Here is a 17,402-nt window from a genome sequence, read left to right on the forward strand (position 1 = left end):
TCACTGAACCGCGCCAGCGGGCGTGCTTAACAACACGATCGCAGCGGTCACCAACAAATTGATCAGGGTCAGCGGCAGGCAGAATTTCCAGCTGAAATCCATCACTTGGTCATACCGTGGGCGCGGAATAGACGCACGCAACAGAATGAACAGCATGATGAAGAACCCGGTCTTCAAGGCGAACCAGATAAACGACAGCGAAGGCAGAATGTTGAACGGACCATGCCAGCCGCCGAAGAACAGGGTCACCAGCAATGCCGAGATCAGCACAATGCCGATGTACTCACCGACAAAGAACATGCCCCACTTCATGCCTGCATATTCGATGTGGTAACCGTCGGCCAGTTCCTGCTCCGCTTCCGGCTGGTCGAATGGGTGACGGTGAGTCACCGCGACGCCAGCAATAAAGAACGTACAGAAGCCGAAGAACTGCGGAATGATGAACCACAGGTGTTGGGCTTGGTACTGGACGATATCGCCCATGTTGAATGAGCCGACCTGGACCACGATGCCCATCAATGACAGGCCCATGAACACTTCATAGGACACGGTCTGGGCCGAGGCCCGCAGACTGCCGAGCAAGGCAAACTTATTGTTACTCGACCAACCGGCGAACAACACCGCGTAGACCGACAAACCAGCCATGGCGAAGAAGAACAGGATGCCGATGTTCAGGTCAGCGATGACCCAGCTTTCGGTGACCGGGATAATCGCGAAGGCGATCAACAAGGCGCTCATGGCCACCACCGGAGCCAAGGTGAAAATCACCTTGTCGGCGAACGGCGGTGTCCAGTCTTCCTTGAAGAACATCTTGATCATGTCGGCAGCGATCTGAAACGCACCAAATGGGCCGACCCGGTTCGGACCGTAACGGTCTTGCCAGAGGGCAAGCAGACGACGCTCGACCCAGCTTAACAGGGCGCCACTGACCACCACGGCCAATAGAATCACAATGGCTTTGACGACCGCGATGATCGAGTCGATCACGACAGGGGTAAACCAAGTCATAGTGCTGCCTCCTGCAGACCATCAACGGTTTTGCCAAACAGCGCTGGCGGAATCCCAGCCAGACCCGAAGGCAGAGCCACCAGACCGGCGCCCAACTCTTCGCTGATTCGCAGCGGCAAGCGCAGGGTTTGGCCATCAATGTTCAGGCTAAGCAGTGCGCCTTCGTTGACACCCAGGCGATCGGCTTCCGACTTGGCAAGCGCGACATAGGCGGCTGGAATACGCTCTTGAACCGGAGCGGCTTTGGACGACGTTTCGTCGCTGCCAAACAGGTGATAGAACGGCACCACTTGCCACGTTCCGCGAGCCGGCGAAAACGCGCCCGGTACGCTGGCGAACCAGGACAAATTGTCGCCTTGGGTTTCGATCAAACGTGCACCTGGGTCACCGGCACGCAAGTGACCACCGACTTCGTCCTGAAACTTGTTCCAGGCTTGCGGCGAATTCCAACCCGGCGACCAGGCGAACGGCACCTGTTGACGAGGTTCGACCGAGCCCGAATAACCTTCCATCGAGAACGAGAATGCGGTGTCTTTGTCCTGCGACGTACGCGGTTCATGCACGCTGATGTTGGCGCGCATGGCGGTACGGCCGCTGTAACGCAGCGGTTCGCGCGCCAGCTTCAGACCTTTGATGCGGAACGACGCGGACGGCGCTGCGTTAACGATGCCGGCCAGCTGCGCAGTGCTGCTAGCAACCGCAGCGGTGACGTGATCAAGCTGAGTCCAGTCAATCGGCTTGTTCAGCAGTGTCGAGCGCAAGGCGTGCAACCAACGCCAGCCTTCATGGATCAGAATGCCAGCGTCGAGGTACGTTGGGTCATAGACCTGGAAGAAGCGCTGGGCGCGGCCTTCCTGGCTAACCAACGTGCCATCGCCTTCCGCAAAACTGGCCGCCGGCAACACCAGATCAGCGCGATCGCTGGTCGGGGTTTTTTGGTGGTCAGCAACGATCAGCACCTTGGTGGCCTTGAACGCGGCATTGACAGTCGCGGCGTCAACACGGGTAAACAGGTCGTTCTCCAACACCACCATGGCGTCGGCTTTGCCGGAAATCACGGCGTGCAGCGCGTCGTCGAGGGACCCGCCGCCGAGCATCGCCAGGCCGAGGCTGTTGGCTTCAGGCACGATCAGGCTGATCGAGCCTTGCTTGTCTTGCAGCTTCAACGCTTTGGCAATGTTTGCCGCAGCTTCGATCAGCGCGGTTGAACCTAAGGAGCTACCGGAGATGATCAATGGGCGCTTGGCGGCGAGCAGGGCGGTGGCGATACGCTGAGCCAGTTCAAGGGCTTCGCTGTCCAGGCCTTCTACCGCTGGCGCGCTGGCGTCAATGGCGTGGGCGACGGCGAAACCGATACGGGCCAGGTCGTCCGGTGCTGCGTGAACGCATTCTTCGGCAACATCATCGAGACGGGTCTCGGCAAGGCTGGCGATGAACAATGGGTTCAGCGCGTGTTGACCAATGTTTTTAACAGCAGCGTCGAGCCACGGCTGGACTTTCATCGCCGCGGCCATATCTTCGGCTTTGCCTTTGACCGCTTGGCGCAGGCCCAAAGCCATACGCGCTGCGGTTTGGGTCAAGTCTTCGCCAAGGACGAAAATCGCATCGTGATCTTCGATGTCGCGCAGGGTCGGGATCGGCAGCGGACTGTCTTTCAAGACCTTGGCGATCAGTTGAATACGCGCCAGTTCACCCGCTTCGATACCTGAGTAGAAATGCTCGGCACCTACCAGTTCGAGAAGCGCGTAGTTGCTCTCGAGGCTGGCACGCGGTGAACCGATGCCGACGATGTTGCGACCGCGCAATAAATCAGCGGCTTTATCAAGGGCGGCGTCCAGACCCAGCTTGACCATGCCGTGAGCCAACAGCGGCTGGCGCGGACGGTCTTCGCGGTTAACGTAGCCATAACCGAAGCGGCCACGGTCACACAGGAAATACTGGTTTACCGAACCGTTGTAGCGGTTTTCGATACGACGAATTTCGCCATAACGTTCACCGGGGCTAATGTTGCAACCGCTCGAACAGCCGTGGCAAATGCTCGGCGAGAACTGCATGTCCCATTTACGGTTGTAACGCTCGGAGTGAGTCTTGTCGGTGAAGACACCGGTCGGGCAAACCTCGGTGAGGTTGCCGGAGAACTCGCTTTCCAGCGCGCCGTCTTCAACGCGACCGAAGTACACGTTGTCGTGGGCACCGAAAACGCCGAGGTCAGTGCCGCCGGCGTAGTCTTTATAGAAGCGGACGCAACGGTAGCAGGCGATGCAGCGGTTCATCTCGTGAGCGATGAACGGGCCGAGTTCCTGGTTCTGGTGCGTGCGCTTGGTGAAGCGATAGCGACGTTCGTTGTGTCCCGTCATTACTGTCATGTCTTGCAGGTGACAGTGACCGCCTTCTTCGCAGACTGGGCAGTCGTGCGGATGGTTGGTCATTAGCCATTCGACGACGCTGGCGCGAAACATTTTCGCTTCCTGGTCGTCGATGGAAATCCAGCTGCCGTCGGTGGCGGGGGTCATGCAGGACATGACGATACGACCACGGGTGTCGTTCTCGTCGGTGAACTGCTTAACTGCGCATTGGCGACAAGCGCCAACGCTGCCAAGGGCGGGGTGCCAGCAGAAATAGGGAATATCGAGGCCCAGCGACAGACATGCCTGTAACAGGTTGTCTGCGCCATCGACCTCGAGCGCTTTGCCGTCTACGTGGATAGTGGCCATGGTTCAAAGTTCTTCGTTGGCCCGATGTCAGCGGGCGTGGCTAATGGAATCTCGGTGCAACCCGTATCAAACAGCCCGTCAGGACGTCATCGGGTACGAGGTCGGCGGCTTTATGGGCTGCCGACCTTTTCTATCTTGTTATGCGCCAACCACTGTCGGACTGATCACCTGAGTCAGGCTGCCCGCACGTGCTGGCGCGATACCGGCTTCGAATTCCGACCGGAAATACTTAATGGCTGCGCCCAGCGGTTCCACGGCGCCCGGTGCGTGGGCACAGAAGGTTTTGCCAGGGCCGAGGAAGTTGACCAACCCCAACAGCGTTTCGATATCGCCCGGTTGACCTTCGCCGTTTTCGATGGCGCGCAAAATCTTTACGCTCCATGGCAAACCATCACGGCATGGGGTGCAGAAGCCGCAAGACTCTTGGGAGAAGAACTCTTCCAAGTTGCGCATCAGCGACACCATGTTGACTTTGTCATCCACGGCCATGGCCAGACCGGTGCCCATCCGCGTGCCGACTTTGGCGACGCCACCGGCATAAAACAGGCAGTCCAGATGCTCAGGTAGCAGGAACCCCGTACCGGCGCCGCCTGGTTGCCAGCACTTGAGCTTGAAGCCGTCGCGCATGCCGCCTGCGTAATCTTCGAATAACTCGCGAGCCGGCAAGCCGAACGGCAGCTCCCACAGGCCAGGGTTCTTCACCTTGCCGGAGAAGCCCATGAGCTTGGTGCCCATGTCTTCGCTGCCTGGACGCGCGATGGCTTTGTACCAATCGTTGCCGTTGGCGACGATGGCCGGGACGTTGCACAGGGTTTCAACGTTGTTCACGCAGGTCGGCTTACCCCACACACCCACGGCCGCCGGGAAGGGCGGCTTGGAACGTGGGTTGGCGCGACGGCCTTCCAGGGAATTGATCAGCGCGGTTTCTTCGCCGCAGATGTAACGCCCGGCGCCGGTGTGGACGATCAGTTCGAAATCGAAACCGGTGCCCAGAATGTTTTTACCGAGCAGACCGGCCGCTTCGGCTTCTTTCACTGCACGGCGCAGGTGCACCGCTGCGGTGGTGTATTCGCCGCGCAGGAAGATGTAGCCGCGATAGGCTTTCAACGCACGAGCGCTGATCAACATGCCTTCAATCAGCAGATGGGGCAGTTGCTCCATCAACATCCGGTCTTTCCAGGTGTTCGGTTCCATTTCATCCGCGTTGCACAGCAAGTATCGGATGTTCATGGAATCGTCTTTCGGCATCAGGCCCCATTTCACGCCGGTGGGGAAACCCGCACCGCCGCGGCCCTTGAGGCCGGAGTCCTTGACCGCTTGAACGATCTCGTCCGGCGACAGCTCGGCCAATACCTTGCGCGCGGCTGCATAGCCGTCCTTGCGCTGGTATTCGTCCAACCACACCGGCTCGCCGTCATCGCGCAAGCGCCAAGTCAGCGGGTGAGTTTCCGGCGCGCGCGCAATGGTATTGGCGGGGCCGAAGGAAGTGATGGTCATAGGTAACCCTCCAACATTTTGGCCACACCGCCAGGCTGCACGTTGCCAAATGTATCGTCATCGACCATCACGGCCGGGGCCTTGTCGCAATTGCCCAAGCAGCAGACAGGCAGCAAGGTGAAGCGGTCATCGGCCGTGGTTTGCCCCGGGACGATACCCAGCGAAGACTGAATCTCGCTGAGCACAGACTCGTGGCCGGCAATAAAGCAGACCATGCTGTTGCACACGCGAATGATGTGGCGACCGACCGGCTGGCGGAAGATCTGGCTATAGAACGTCGCCACGCCTTCTACGTCGCTGGCAGGAATGCCAAGGAGTTCGCCGATGGCATAAATAGCGCCATCCGGCACCCAGCCACGTTCCTTTTGAACAATTTTCAACGCTTCGATAGACGCCGCGCGCGGGTCTTCGTAGTGATGCATCTCGTGCTCGATGGCCGAGCGCTCGGTTTCGCTCAGGGCGAAACGGTCTGTCTGGATCAGCGTGCTATTCATGCTTAGCGGTCCACGTCGGCCATAACGAAATCGATACTACCCAGGTACGCAATCAAGTCCGCGACCATGCTGCCTTTGATCACCGAAGGGATCTGCTGCAGGTGCGGGAAGCTTGGGGTGCGAATCCGGGTACGGTAGCTCATGGTGCCGCCGTCGCTCGTCAGGTAATAACTGTTGATGCCCTTGGTCGCTTCAATCATCTGGAAGGCTTCGTTTGCCGGCATGACCGGGCCCCACGAAACTTGCAGGAAGTGCGTGATCAAGGTTTCGATGTGCTGCAAGGTGCGCTCTTTGGGCGGCGGCGTCGTCAGCGGGTGATCCGCTTTGTACGGGCCTTCCGGCATGTTGCGCAGGCATTGGCCGATGATTTTGATGCTTTGGCGCATCTCTTCAACGCGCACGATACAACGGTCATAGGCATCGCCATTGGCCGCGAGCGGCACTTCGAATTCGAAGTTTTCGTAGCCTGAATATGGACGTGCTTTACGCAGGTCGAAGTCCAGGCCGGTAGCGCGAAGGCTTGGGCCGGTAACGCCCCACTCCAGCGCTTCCTTGGTGTTGTACGCGGCAACGTTGACGGTACGACCCTTCAGGATGCTGTTGTCCAATGCGGCTTTTTGGTACTCGTCCAGACGCTTTGGCATCCAGTCGATGAAGTCCTTGACCAGCTTTTCCCAACCGCGCGGCAAATCGTGGGCGACGCCGCCGATGCGGAACCAGGCCGGGTGCAGACGGAAACCGGTGATGGCTTCGATCACGGTGTAGGCGCGTTGACGGTCGGTGAACGTAAAGAACACCGGGGTCATTGCGCCCACGTCCTGGATGTACGTCCCGAGGAACAGCAGGTGGCTGGTGATACGGAAGAACTCGACCATCATGATGCGAATGACGTCGACTTTTTCCGGCACCTTGATGCCGGCCAGCTTCTCGACCGAGAGCACGTACGGCAGATTGTTCATCACCCCGCCCAGGTAGTCGATGCGGTCGGTGTACGGAATGTAGCTGTGCCAGGACTGGCGCTCGGCCATTTTCTCGGCACCACGGTGGTGGTAACCGACATCCGGAACGCAGTCGACGATTTCTTCACCGTCCAACTGCAGGATGATGCGGAATGCGCCGTGAGCGGAAGGGTGGTTCGGGCCGAGGTTAAGGAACATGTAGTCCTCATTCGCGCCCGAACGCTTCATGCCCCAGTCTTCAGGGCGGAAGCGTGCGGCCTCTTCTTCAAGCTGCTGTTTAGCCAGGTTCAGGCTGAACGGATCGAATTCAGTGGCGCGAGCCGGGAAGTCTTTGCGCAGCGGGTGACCTTCCCAGGTCGGCGGCATCATGATTCGAGTCAGGTGCGGGTGGCCGGCAAAGTCGATGCCGAACATGTCCCACACTTCACGCTCGTACCAGTTGGCGTTTGGCCAGATACCGGTGATCGTCGGCAGGCTGAGGTCGCTCTCAGACAAGGCGACCTTGATCATCACGTCACTATTACGCTCGATCGACAGCAGGTGGTAGAACACGCTGAAGTCAGCGCCGGGCAAGCCGCGACGGTGAGTGCGCAAGCGTTCGTCCATGCCATGCAGGTCGTACAGCATGACGTAGGGTTTGGGCAGCTGGCGTAGGAACTTCATCACCTCGACCAGTTTCGCGCGGTCAACCCACAGCACCGGCATGCCGGTGCGCGTAGGCTGGACGGTAAACGTCTCTGGGCCAAAGCGGGTGTTCAATTCAACGACGACGTCTTGGTCGTCAGCCTTGTAAGGCGGGATGTACAGAGCGGTGTCTGCAGTCATAGGTCTCGATCGCTTTCGGTCAACGTACAGAATGAACCCGGGTTCTTGTCTCTTTTTATAAAAGAAAGAGCCGAATCAGACTTCGTCGGGGCTGCGCAGGTTGGTGACCTGAATACGCTGTTCGCGGCGCTGTTCCTTTTGCGACGGCATCTCGGCGCGATATACGCCTTGATCACCGACAACCCAGGAAAGCGGACGACGCTCTTGGCCAATGGATTCCTGCAACAGCATCAAACCTTGCAGAAAAGCCTCTGGACGGGGCGGGCAGCCAGGCACGTAGACATCCACGGGAAGGAACTTGTCCACCCCCTGGACTACAGAATAGATGTCGTACATGCCACCGGAGTTCGCGCACGAGCCCATGGAGATAACCCACTTGGGTTCGAGCATTTGCTCGTAGAGACGCTGAATGATAGGCGCCATCTTGATGAAGCAAGTCCCGGCAATAACCATGAAGTCCGCCTGACGCGGCGATGCCCGAATAACCTCGGCGCCGAAGCGTGCGATGTCATGGGGTGCCGTGAAAGCGGTGGTCATTTCCACATAGCAGCACGACAGGCCGAAGTTATACGGCCACAAGGAGTTTTTACGCCCCCAGTTGACGGCACCGTTCAGCACGTCTTCGAGCTTGCCCATGTAGATGTTTTTGTGGACTTGATCTTCTAGCGGGTCGGCAACGATTTCTCGTTTGCCGATTGGATAGTCCTCGTTAGGAGCATCCGGATCGATCTTTGTAAGAGTGTATTGCATCGCCAAAGCCTCATTGTTTCAGCTTCGCTTGCCGAATACGGCGACCTTCAGGAGCCCAATCAAGTGCTCCAACCCGCCATAAGTAGACAAGACCTGCCAACAGAATTGCTATGAAAACGAGAGCTTCAACGAATCCGGTCCAGCCGCTTTCGCGGACGGACACAGACCAGGCAAAGAGAAAAAGGGCTTCGATGTCGAAGATCACGAAGAGCATCGCGACCAGATAGAATTTTGCCGAGAGCCGCAGTCGGGCGCCACCAGTGGGCAGCATGCCGGATTCGAACGGTTCGTTTTTGCTGCGGCCCCAAGCTTTACTGCCCAGAAGGCTAGAGACACCGAGCATGAAGGCACAAAGGCCTACTACACCCAAAAGGAAAATGGCGAAGCCCCAGTTATGGGCAATCAGACCTGTCGATTCGGGCATCTGTAATCCTTAACAGAGAGCAAAGGTCTCTGAGCTTGAGTAACAAAGCAGTGACGATATGTCGCAGCAAATCAATCGAGTGATTTTATGGGTAAACAGGTTCCAAGTAAAATTATCTAACTCAAAAATATTGATCGTTTAACCCGCCAAACTCGCCAAAGCAGGCGCGGGGCCAGTCTCTACGGGCGTTGCACGGCATTTCGCTGCCGTTCATTCTTTCGTAGGGTAATGAACATATGGTTTTTATAAATGATAATTAATATCATTTAGTGACTGTTTCCGTAACATATTGATGTTTGATGCGAATAACTTAGATTTAAAACAATGTTACCGGTCATCTGTAAGAGCCAACTTGTTGGCAAACAACCGATGGAGAGGTGTCAGACGGGCTGCGCGAACACGTTCGCTTGCCATGGCGGGTCGCAAACCCTTTATCGGACAGAAACGAAAAAGCCGCCCCAGATGGGACGGCTTTTCGGTGCTGCGTGGTGCGAGAAGACTTAGTGGAACTGTTCTTCTTCGGTCGAACCGGTCAGTGCGGTCACGGACGAAGAGCCGCCCTGAATCACAGTGGTCATGTCGTCGAAGTAGCCAGTACCGACTTCCTGCTGGTGAGCCACAAAGGTGTAGCCCTTGGAGGCGTCAGCGAACTCTTGCTCTTGCAGCTTCACGTAGGCAGTCATGTCGTTGCGGGCATAGTCGTGCGCCAGGTTGAACATGCTGTGCCACATGTTGTGAATACCCGCCAGCGTGATGAACTGGTGCTTGTAGCCCATGGCCGACAGTTCGCGCTGGAACTTGGCGATGGTCGAGTCGTCCAGGTTCTTCTTCCAGTTGAAAGAAGGCGAGCAGTTGTAGGACAGCAGTTGATCCGGGTATTCCTTTTTGATCGCTTCGGCAAAGCGACGAGCTTCCGCCAGATCCGGTTTGGCGGTTTCACACCAGATCAGATCGGCGTACGGCGCGTAAGCCAAGCCGCGAGCGATGGCTTGGTCCAGGCCGGCACGTACTTTGTAGAAACCTTCCTGAGTCCGTTCGCCGGTCACGAATGGCACGTCATACGGATCGCAGTCAGAAGTCAGCAAGTCAGCTGCGTTAGCGTCGGTGCGGGCCAGAATGATGGTCGGTACGCCAGCAACGTCAGCCGCCAAGCGAGCAGCGGTCAGCTTTTGCACGGCTTCTTGGGTGGGCACCAATACTTTGCCGCCCATGTGGCCGCATTTTTTGACTGAAGCCAATTGGTCTTCGAAGTGCACGCCAGCAGCGCCCGCTTCGATCATGCTTTTCATCAGTTCGTAAGCGTTCAGTACGCCGCCGAAACCGGCCTCAGCGTCAGCAACGATTGGCGCGAAGTAGTCGATGTAACCTTCGTCGCCCGGCGTCTTGCCAGCTTTCCATTGAATCTGGTCAGCGCGGCGGAACGAGTTGTTGATGCGCTTGACCACGGTTGGAACTGAATCCACTGGGTACAGCGATTGGTCAGGGTACATGGACTCGGCGGAGTTGTTGTCCGCAGCCACTTGCCAGCCGGACAGGTAGATCGCCTGAATACCGGCCTTAACCTGTTGCACCGCTTGGCCGCCGGTCAGGGCGCCCATGCAGTTCACGAAATCTTTGTCAGGACGGAAAGACGGGTGGGCACCTTGGGTGACCAGGTTCCAGAGCTTTTCGGCGCCCAGCTTGGCGAATGTATGCTCAGGCTGGACAGAACCACGCAGGCGGACGACGTCAGCAGCAGAATAATTGCGCGTCACGTTTTTCCAGCGTGGGTTTTCAGCCCAATCTTTTTCAAGGGCTGCAATTTGCTGTTCGCGTGTCAGTGCCATGGAGATAAGCCTCGTCGCATAGTCTTGGGTGGAAAATCCTTGCTCCGCCAAATACCGCCTTATTCCATAAGGCGCGTGATGGGCTACTCACTAATCAGAGGCGTGGCGGTCAAGCCGATGTCCGGGGGGTTGTAGCGGATGAACGATGTGTTCGAGAAGTGGAAGAAAACAGGTATAAAAGGCTCAACTGACAGTCGCAATTCGGCTCGTGGATGCCTTGTTGTGATCACCAGAACGCTGTGCCGATTCACCGTATTAAGCTTCCGTCCCTCAGGACAACTTCGTTCTCAGTCACAACCTCGTCAAACAGCCTTGTGGGCAGTACAGACACGAATCGGCTCAGGTTGGGTAAGTCAGAGCGGCGATCCGAAGGCTCGTTGCAGAGCCTCTGATTAGCGGGAGCGGGGCAATCATGCCTCGCCAGATTTGACTCGTCAAATGTTTTGTAGTGCTTTTTTAAAAGCACTACATATTTGCGTTGATGCGACCAGTCGGTCAATTTTCGGGGATCAGGTTTTGTGCTCAATCAAGAGCGTCAACTTTGACCCGCAAGCTCATGTCGCTACGGCCCTGGGTACTATAGCGCTGGACTAAACCTTGTTGATTGGCTTGCGACTGTTCGCTGACACCGGCGAGGGTTATCCACTCTCCCAAACGTCCGGTGACGGTTGTGTCGGTGCTTTGAACATTCACTACATCAGGGTGTTCTTGGCTCATCCGGTCGTGATTGGTGCTGATGCTCAGGTGTACGGTGTCGCCGGTCAGGCTGGCGGTGACGTAAAAACCCTGGGTCACGTTGCGGTACTGAGTATCACTTTGCGCATAGCCATTGGAGTCGGTGCGTGTAGTGGTCAGCGGCACGGATTGGCCGACTTGAATCAGTGCAGGCATGCCTTCGCTGGCCTGGACCTGCTGCACGCCACCGTCCCGGCTGCCCGTGCCGCGGTTGATGATCCGAGTCTGATTGGCGCCTTGGCTGTCTTGAACAGTGTTGTCGCTGGTGTCGACGCTGATCAATAAGCGCTTGGGTGCCTTGTCCAGCTGTCCCAGCAGCGTGCGCAACTCTTCGATCTTGCCGGGCTCAGCGTTGACAATCAGTTGGTTGCCGTAGGCGCTGACAGTGCCGTCCTTGCCCAAGAAGGACTTGGCCACTGGTAGCAAATCGTCGCTGGTGCGGTAGTTCAACGGCACGACTTCTGTCGCGGCCACGGCGCTGAAACTGCAAACGAGCAATAGCGACGTAAAGAGGGTGCGTAGGAACATGTCTGTGTCTCCGCAATAGGCGCATTAAAGCGTGAGTTTGACAGTTTGTCGGCCTCAGAGGGATCAAGTTGAATCGTAGACAGCAAAACGCCCCGGCCTAGAGAGCGCGGGGCGTTGCATAAAGTGAAGTTTGTTCGCAGAGCTTTACGCGCCGCGCAGCATGTCGACGTGTGGAATCCCGGCTTCGAGAAACTCGCCGCTGACGATGGTAAAACCCAAACGCTCGTAGAAGGGCGTGGCCTGTACCTGTGCGATCAACTTTTGCTGTTTCAGTCCGCGGTGTTCCGCTTCGCCGATGACGGCTTCCATCAGTGCGTCGCCGACTTTCAGGCCGCGCCAGTCCTTGAGCACCGACAAGCGACCCACTTCGCCGTCGGGCAACAAGCGGGCTGTACCAATCGGGAAATCACCTTCATACGCCAGAAAATGAACAGCACTGGCGTCTTCGGCATCCCATTCCAATTCAGGCGGCACGCATTGCTCGGCGATGAACACGGCTTCCCGAATGCGCCGTATGTCGGCGTTATCTTTCTGCCAATCGGCGACACGTACGTGGATTTTATTCATCAGCAAACCCCAGACTTCCTTGTTTAACCAGCTCGCAGAGCAGGTTGCGTCCATATTCATCAGCCAACCATGGGCCGAGGTTTTCTGTGTGTAAGGCGTCAGCGGCGCAGATCAACTTCAGGAAGTCGCGCAAATGACCTGGCAACAAACGGCTTTGGCCGCTGGCAAACAGTAGCAGGTCGTCATCAACCTCGGACCATGCCAAGCGCGCGCTTGGGTTACGAATCAGCACGGCACCTTGCTCCAGGCTGCTGAACAGGTCGTCTTCCTCCAGTTCTGGACCGACCACCATTTCAGGATAGCGTGGCTCGGTCATGAACTGGCCGAACCAGGTCAGCAACAGGCGCTCGTCACTCATGTGCTCAGCCAGCAAGCTTTTGAGGCGGTCAAGGGCGTCGTGCTGAATTTGATGCGGGTCGCTGACCGGCTGCGCATCGGCGTCGGAGTAACGGTCTTCATCCGGCAGGAACTGGCTCAAGAAATCGGTAAAGTGAGTCAGCACTTCGGCGGCGCTAGGTGCGCGGAAACCGACGGAGTAGGTTAGGCAGTCATCAACGGCTACCCCACAATGGGCCAGACGGGGTGGCAGATAAAGCATGTCGCCAGGTTCCAGTACCCACTCGTCGGTGGCATGGAAGTCCTTGAGAATGCGCAGGTCGGCATGATCCAGCAGCGGGCTGTCGGAATCGCACATTTGGCCGATTTTCCAGTTGCGCTGGCCGTGACCTTGAAGCAGAAACACATCGTAATTATCGAAATGCGGGCCAACGCTGCCACCGGGGGCGGCGAAGCTGATCATCACGTCGTCGATGCGCCAGCTCGGCAAGAAACGGAAGTTTTCCAGAAGTTCGGCGACGTCGGGTACGAACTGATCCACCGCTTGTACCAGCAGGGTCCAGTCACGCTCAGGCAATTTGCTGAATTCATCTTCAGCAAACGGACCACGGCGCATTTCCCAAGGGCGTTCGCCGTTTTCGATGATCAGGCGCGACTCAACTTCTTCTTCCAAGGCCAGGCCAGCCAGTTCGTCCGGGTCTATCGGACTTTGGAAATCCGGAAGAGCCTGGCGGATCAGCAGTGTTTTTTTCTGCCAGTAGTCGCGCAGAAAGACGCGAGCGCTGATGCCGCCCAGAAGTTGAAGAGGAATATCAGGATTCATGTGTAAGCCCTTGAAATGAAAACGCCCGGCACAGCCGGGCGTGCAAATTTTTGTTGCGTATCAGATCCGTGTAGCTTGGGTCACTGCACTGCCGATGTAATTGGCCGGGGTAAGCTTTTTCAGCTCAGCTTTGGCTTCGGCGGGCATTTCCAAACCGTCGATAAAAGTTTGAAGTGCTTCGGGGCTGATGCCCTTGCCGCGCGTCAATTCTTTTAGTTTTTCATACGGGTTTTCGATGTTGTAGCGACGCATGACCGTTTGGATCGGCTCGGCCAACACTTCCCAGCATGCATCCAGGTCCGCCGCGATTTTCGCCGCGTTGAGTTCCAGTTTGCTGATGCCTTTGAGGCTGGCTTCGTAGGCGATGATGCTGTGTGCGAAGCCCACGCCCAAGTTGCGCAGGACGGTAGAGTCCGTCAGGTCGCGCTGCCAGCGTGAAATGGGCAACTTGCTGGCCAGGTGCTGGAACAGCGCGTTGGCGATACCCAGATTGCCTTCGGAGTTTTCGAAGTCGATCGGGTTGACCTTGTGTGGCATGGTCGACGAACCAATTTCGCCAGCGATGGTGCGTTGCTTGAAATAGCCTAGGGAAATGTAGCCCCAGATGTCGCGGTCAAAGTCGATCAGGATGGTATTGAAGCGCGCAATCGCATCGAACAGCTCGGCGATGTAATCGTGAGGTTCGATTTGCGTGGTGTACGGGTTGAAGCCCAGGCCCAGTTCATCTTCGATGAAGGCGCGGGCATTCTCTTCCCAGTCGATGTTCGGATAGGCAGAGAGGTGGGCATTGTAGTTGCCGACGGCGCCGTTGATTTTGCCCAGCAGTGGGACCGCAACGATTTGAGCGATTTGGCGCTCCAAGCGGTACACCACGTTTGCCAGTTCTTTGCCCAGCGTAGTCGGGGAGGCCGGTTGACCGTGGGTGCGTGACAGCATTGGCACATTGGCGAAGCGGATCGCCAGTTCACGGATGGATCCTGCGATTTCATGCATCAACGGCAACAGCACGTTATCGCGGCCTTCGCGCAGCATCAATGCGTGGGACAGGTTGTTGATGTCCTCGCTGGTGCAGGCGAAATGGATGAACTCACTCACATTGGCCAGTTCAGGCAGCTTGGCCGCTTGTTCCTTGAGCAGGTACTCAATGGCTTTCACGTCGTGATTGGTCGTGCGCTCAATCTCTTTGACACGCTCAGCGTGGACCAGGGAAAACTCCTCGGCCAAGGTGTTGAGGATCGCATTCGCTTCGGCCGAAAATGCCGGAACTTCAGCCACTTGTGGGTGAGCGGCCAAGCGCTGGAGCCAGCGGACTTCGACCATGACGCGGAAGCGGATCAGACCGTATTCGCTGAAAATCGGGCGCAGGGCCTGGGTTTTGCCGGCGTAGCGGCCATCAACAGGGGAAACCGCAGTGAGCGAAGAAAGCTGCATGGGGTGTTCTCGGGCAGTCGGGCGACGAAATGGGGCGCGTATCATACATGAAAAGCGGGTCAGTCCGTTTCGGTCTGACCAGCGTAGGGCGCGCAATGAGTAGCAGTGGCGACGTTACAAATGAATGATTCAGCCGCGCAACATCGGATAAAGCTCTTTCAATAATTTGCGGCGGCTAACCACCAACTGCCAGCGATGACCGCCCAGCTGTCGCCACAACCGTGCGGACCGAATGCCGGCCAACAACAAGGCACGGATTTTCGACGCGTTGTTCGGTTGCTGCAAATTACGCATGTCACCGTGAACCTGAATCCGTTGGCGCAACGTACTCAGGGTGTCTTGGTACAGCGCACCGCTGGCGGCAATCACGTTGTCATGAACCGGGCCGAAATGCTCAACCTGGGATTTGATCTGGGGTATGCGTTTACCAATGACTTCGAGCAGGTCGTCGCGCTTGGCCAGCTTGCGCTCCAGACCAAGCATCGACAGGGCATAACGCAGAGGTTCGCGTTGCAACGCCGTAGGGTCGCGTTCCAGCGCACTTACCAGCGAGCGATAGCCTTCGCGCAGGTTCAAATCATCGCCGCCGTAGACTTCCATCGTGTCTTTGGGGTCCATGACCAACAGGCTGCCCAGCATGCAGCCCAGCGCCGCCTCACTGACCTGACCGGTCTTGGCAATTTTATCGACCAACACGGCTGCCTGGAATACACCGCCCAAAGCGACCAATTGTTCTTGCGTTGGAGTCATCAGCGCTTGTCCTTGCTGTGCCACGGCTCGGCGACTTCGATGACGCCGCCGCCGAGGCAGATTTCGCCGTCGTAAAACACCACGGACTGACCGGGTGTCACGGCGCGCTGAGGTTCATTGAAGGTGACGCGGTAACCCACCAAGGTCTGCTCCAAAGTGCATTGCTGGTCGCTTTGGCGATAACGCACTTTAGCGGTCAACTGCCGGGGGCTGCTCAGATCGATGGGGTTGACCCAGTAAATATCGGACGCCACCAGGGCTTGGGAGAACAACCAAGGGTGGTCATTGCCTTGGCCAACGATCAATTCGTTGTTTTCCAGATCCTTGACCAGCACGTACCACGGGTCATCGCTGGCATCTTTCAAGCCGCCGATACCAAGTCCCTGGCGCTGGCCGATGGTGTGGTACATCAAGCCGTGGTGGCGGCCGATGACTTCACCTTCAGTGGTTTTGATATCCCCCGGTTGGGCAGGCAGGTACTGCTTGAGGAAATCACTGAAACGACGCTCACCAATAAAACAAATGCCGGTGGAATCTTTCTTCTTGGCTGTCGCCAACTCGTGTTTTTCGGCAATGGCACGCACAGCTGGCTTTTCCAGTTCGCCGACCGGGAACAGAGTCTTGGCGATCTGTTCGCCGCCCACGGCATGCAGGAAATAGCTCTGGTCTTTATTTGCGTCCAGGCCTTTAAGCAGCTCGGTACGGCCGTCTATGTCGCGGCGGCGCACGTAGTGTCCGGTGGCAATCATGTCAGCACCGAGCATCAAGGCGTAGTCGAGAAAGGCCTTGAACTTGATTTCGCGGTTGCACAGGATGTCCGGGTTAGGCGTACGCCCTGCTTTGTATTCGGCGAGGAAGTGCTCGAACACGTTGTCCCAATATTCGACGGCAAAGTTGGCGGTGTGCAGCTTGATGCCGATTTTGTCGCAAACAGCCTGAGCGTCCGCGAGGTCTTCACGGGCGGTGCAATAGTCGGTTCCGTCGTCTTCTTCCCAGTTCTTCATGAACAGGCCTTCCACTTGATACCCCTGCTCAATCAGCAGAACGGCAGAAACGGAAGAGTCGACGCCGCCGGACATACCGACGATAACGCGCGTCTTTGCTGGATCGTGCAGGGCTTGATCACGCATAGGGATTCGATGTGTGTCTGTAAAAAGGACGCGATTCTAACAGGCTGTCGGCGCCAAGGCTAAATCGGTGATCAATCACGTATGAGCTCCAGGTCATGAAGCGGTCCGGCGAGGTAGTCGTCGATGCAGCGCATGACCAATTCACTGCGCCAGTTCTCGGGCTGAGAAAACAGCTCATCGCGGCTAAGCCAAAGGGCCCGGACGATGCCGGTGTCCAGCAGGCGTTCCAAGTGATGCAGCACCGGCTTAGCGGCGAAGCAGATGCGCTGATAGGTCACACCGTTGCTGGGCGCGGTGTACAGATAGATGCCGACGACACCGGTCAGTTCGACGTCCCAGCCGGTTTCTTCCAGGGTTTCGCGCACGGCGGCCTGGCGCAAGGTTTCGTTGGGATCAAGATGCCCTGCGGGTTGGTTGAGTACGTTTCGACCGCCCTTGAATTCCTCGACCAACAAAAACCGGCCTTGAATTTCAACGATAGTCGCCACGGTAATGTGGGGGTGCCAATCCATTTGAATGTTCGCCCTCTATAAAAGGAGGATAACGCAGAGACAGAAACCCCGGCACAGGGCCGGGGTCTCTGACAGGTCTGACGCTAATGCGTC

General features: G+C 57.2%; 15 protein-coding genes. All 15 read right to left on the reverse strand.

Annotation, left to right across the window (positions count from 1 at the left end; genetic code table 11):
* On the reverse strand, nt 1-1,008 hold the full coding sequence (gene nuoH / locus RHM65_RS14865) for an NADH-quinone oxidoreductase subunit NuoH (protein ID WP_322165214.1): 1,008 nt from the start codon (nt 1,006-1,008) through the stop codon (nt 1-3).
* Nucleotides 1,005-3,722: an NADH-quinone oxidoreductase subunit NuoG gene (nuoG, locus tag RHM65_RS14870; protein WP_322165213.1), complete on the reverse strand. Its 2,718-nt coding sequence runs from the start codon at nt 3,720-3,722 to the stop codon at nt 1,005-1,007. The genes nuoH and nuoG overlap by 4 nt, the downstream gene beginning before the upstream one ends.
* Before the next feature lie 138 nt (nt 3,723-3,860).
* Nucleotides 3,861-5,219, reverse strand: a complete 1,359-nt coding sequence (gene nuoF / locus RHM65_RS14875; RefSeq protein ID WP_322165212.1) for an NADH-quinone oxidoreductase subunit NuoF — start codon at nt 5,217-5,219, stop codon at nt 3,861-3,863.
* Complete coding sequence (gene nuoE, locus RHM65_RS14880; protein ID WP_322165211.1) at nt 5,216-5,713, reverse strand: NADH-quinone oxidoreductase subunit NuoE; 498 nt, start codon at nt 5,711-5,713, stop codon at nt 5,216-5,218. Before nuoE ends, nuoF begins: the two co-directional genes overlap by 4 nt.
* A 2-nt stretch (nt 5,714-5,715) precedes the next feature.
* The gene (gene nuoC / locus RHM65_RS14885) at nt 5,716-7,497 is read right to left on the reverse strand and encodes an NADH-quinone oxidoreductase subunit C/D (RefSeq protein ID WP_322165210.1); all 1,782 of its coding nucleotides are present in this window, start codon (nt 7,495-7,497) and stop codon (nt 5,716-5,718) included.
* A gap of 75 nt (nt 7,498-7,572) precedes the next feature.
* On the reverse strand, nt 7,573-8,247 hold the full coding sequence (locus RHM65_RS14890) for an NADH-quinone oxidoreductase subunit B (protein ID WP_322165209.1): 675 nt from the start codon (nt 8,245-8,247) through the stop codon (nt 7,573-7,575).
* Nucleotides 8,248-8,257: 10 nt separating this feature from the next.
* Complete coding sequence (locus RHM65_RS14895; protein ID WP_322165208.1) at nt 8,258-8,671, reverse strand: NADH-quinone oxidoreductase subunit A; 414 nt, start codon at nt 8,669-8,671, stop codon at nt 8,258-8,260.
* A gap of 500 nt (nt 8,672-9,171) precedes the next feature.
* Complete coding sequence (aceA, locus tag RHM65_RS14900) at nt 9,172-10,497, reverse strand: isocitrate lyase (RefSeq protein ID WP_322165207.1); 1,326 nt, start codon at nt 10,495-10,497, stop codon at nt 9,172-9,174.
* A gap of 522 nt (nt 10,498-11,019) precedes the next feature.
* Nucleotides 11,020-11,760, reverse strand: coding sequence for a secretin N-terminal domain-containing protein (locus RHM65_RS14905; protein ID WP_322165206.1), 741 nt, complete (start codon nt 11,758-11,760; stop codon nt 11,020-11,022).
* A gap of 144 nt (nt 11,761-11,904) precedes the next feature.
* The gene (locus RHM65_RS14910) at nt 11,905-12,327 is read right to left on the reverse strand and encodes a GNAT family N-acetyltransferase (RefSeq protein ID WP_322165205.1); all 423 of its coding nucleotides are present in this window, start codon (nt 12,325-12,327) and stop codon (nt 11,905-11,907) included.
* The gene (locus RHM65_RS14915; RefSeq protein WP_322183764.1) at nt 12,320-13,486 is read right to left on the reverse strand and encodes a cupin domain-containing protein; all 1,167 of its coding nucleotides are present in this window, start codon (nt 13,484-13,486) and stop codon (nt 12,320-12,322) included. Before RHM65_RS14915 ends, RHM65_RS14910 begins: the two co-directional genes overlap by 8 nt.
* 60 nt (nt 13,487-13,546) lie before the next feature.
* Nucleotides 13,547-14,917 carry an adenylosuccinate lyase gene (purB, locus tag RHM65_RS14920; RefSeq protein WP_322165203.1) on the reverse strand — a complete coding sequence of 457 codons (1,371 nt, stop codon included), beginning with the start codon at nt 14,915-14,917 and terminating at the stop codon, nt 13,547-13,549.
* 129 nt (nt 14,918-15,046) lie between these two features.
* Complete coding sequence (gene hflD, locus RHM65_RS14925; RefSeq protein ID WP_322165202.1) at nt 15,047-15,667, reverse strand: high frequency lysogenization protein HflD; 621 nt, start codon at nt 15,665-15,667, stop codon at nt 15,047-15,049.
* Nucleotides 15,667-16,797 carry a tRNA 2-thiouridine(34) synthase MnmA gene (mnmA, locus tag RHM65_RS14930; protein ID WP_322165201.1) on the reverse strand — a complete coding sequence of 377 codons (1,131 nt, stop codon included), beginning with the start codon at nt 16,795-16,797 and terminating at the stop codon, nt 15,667-15,669. The genes hflD and mnmA overlap by 1 nt, the downstream gene beginning before the upstream one ends.
* A gap of 71 nt (nt 16,798-16,868) precedes the next feature.
* Entirely contained in the window at nt 16,869-17,309 is a 441-nt protein-coding gene (locus RHM65_RS14935; protein ID WP_322165200.1) for an NUDIX hydrolase, read from the reverse strand.
* Nucleotides 17,310-17,402: the final 93 nt, after the last annotated feature.

Origin of the sequence: Pseudomonas sp. CCI4.2 (assembly GCF_034350045.1) — a bacterium.
Classification (GTDB): Bacteria; Pseudomonadota; Gammaproteobacteria; order Pseudomonadales; family Pseudomonadaceae; genus Aquipseudomonas.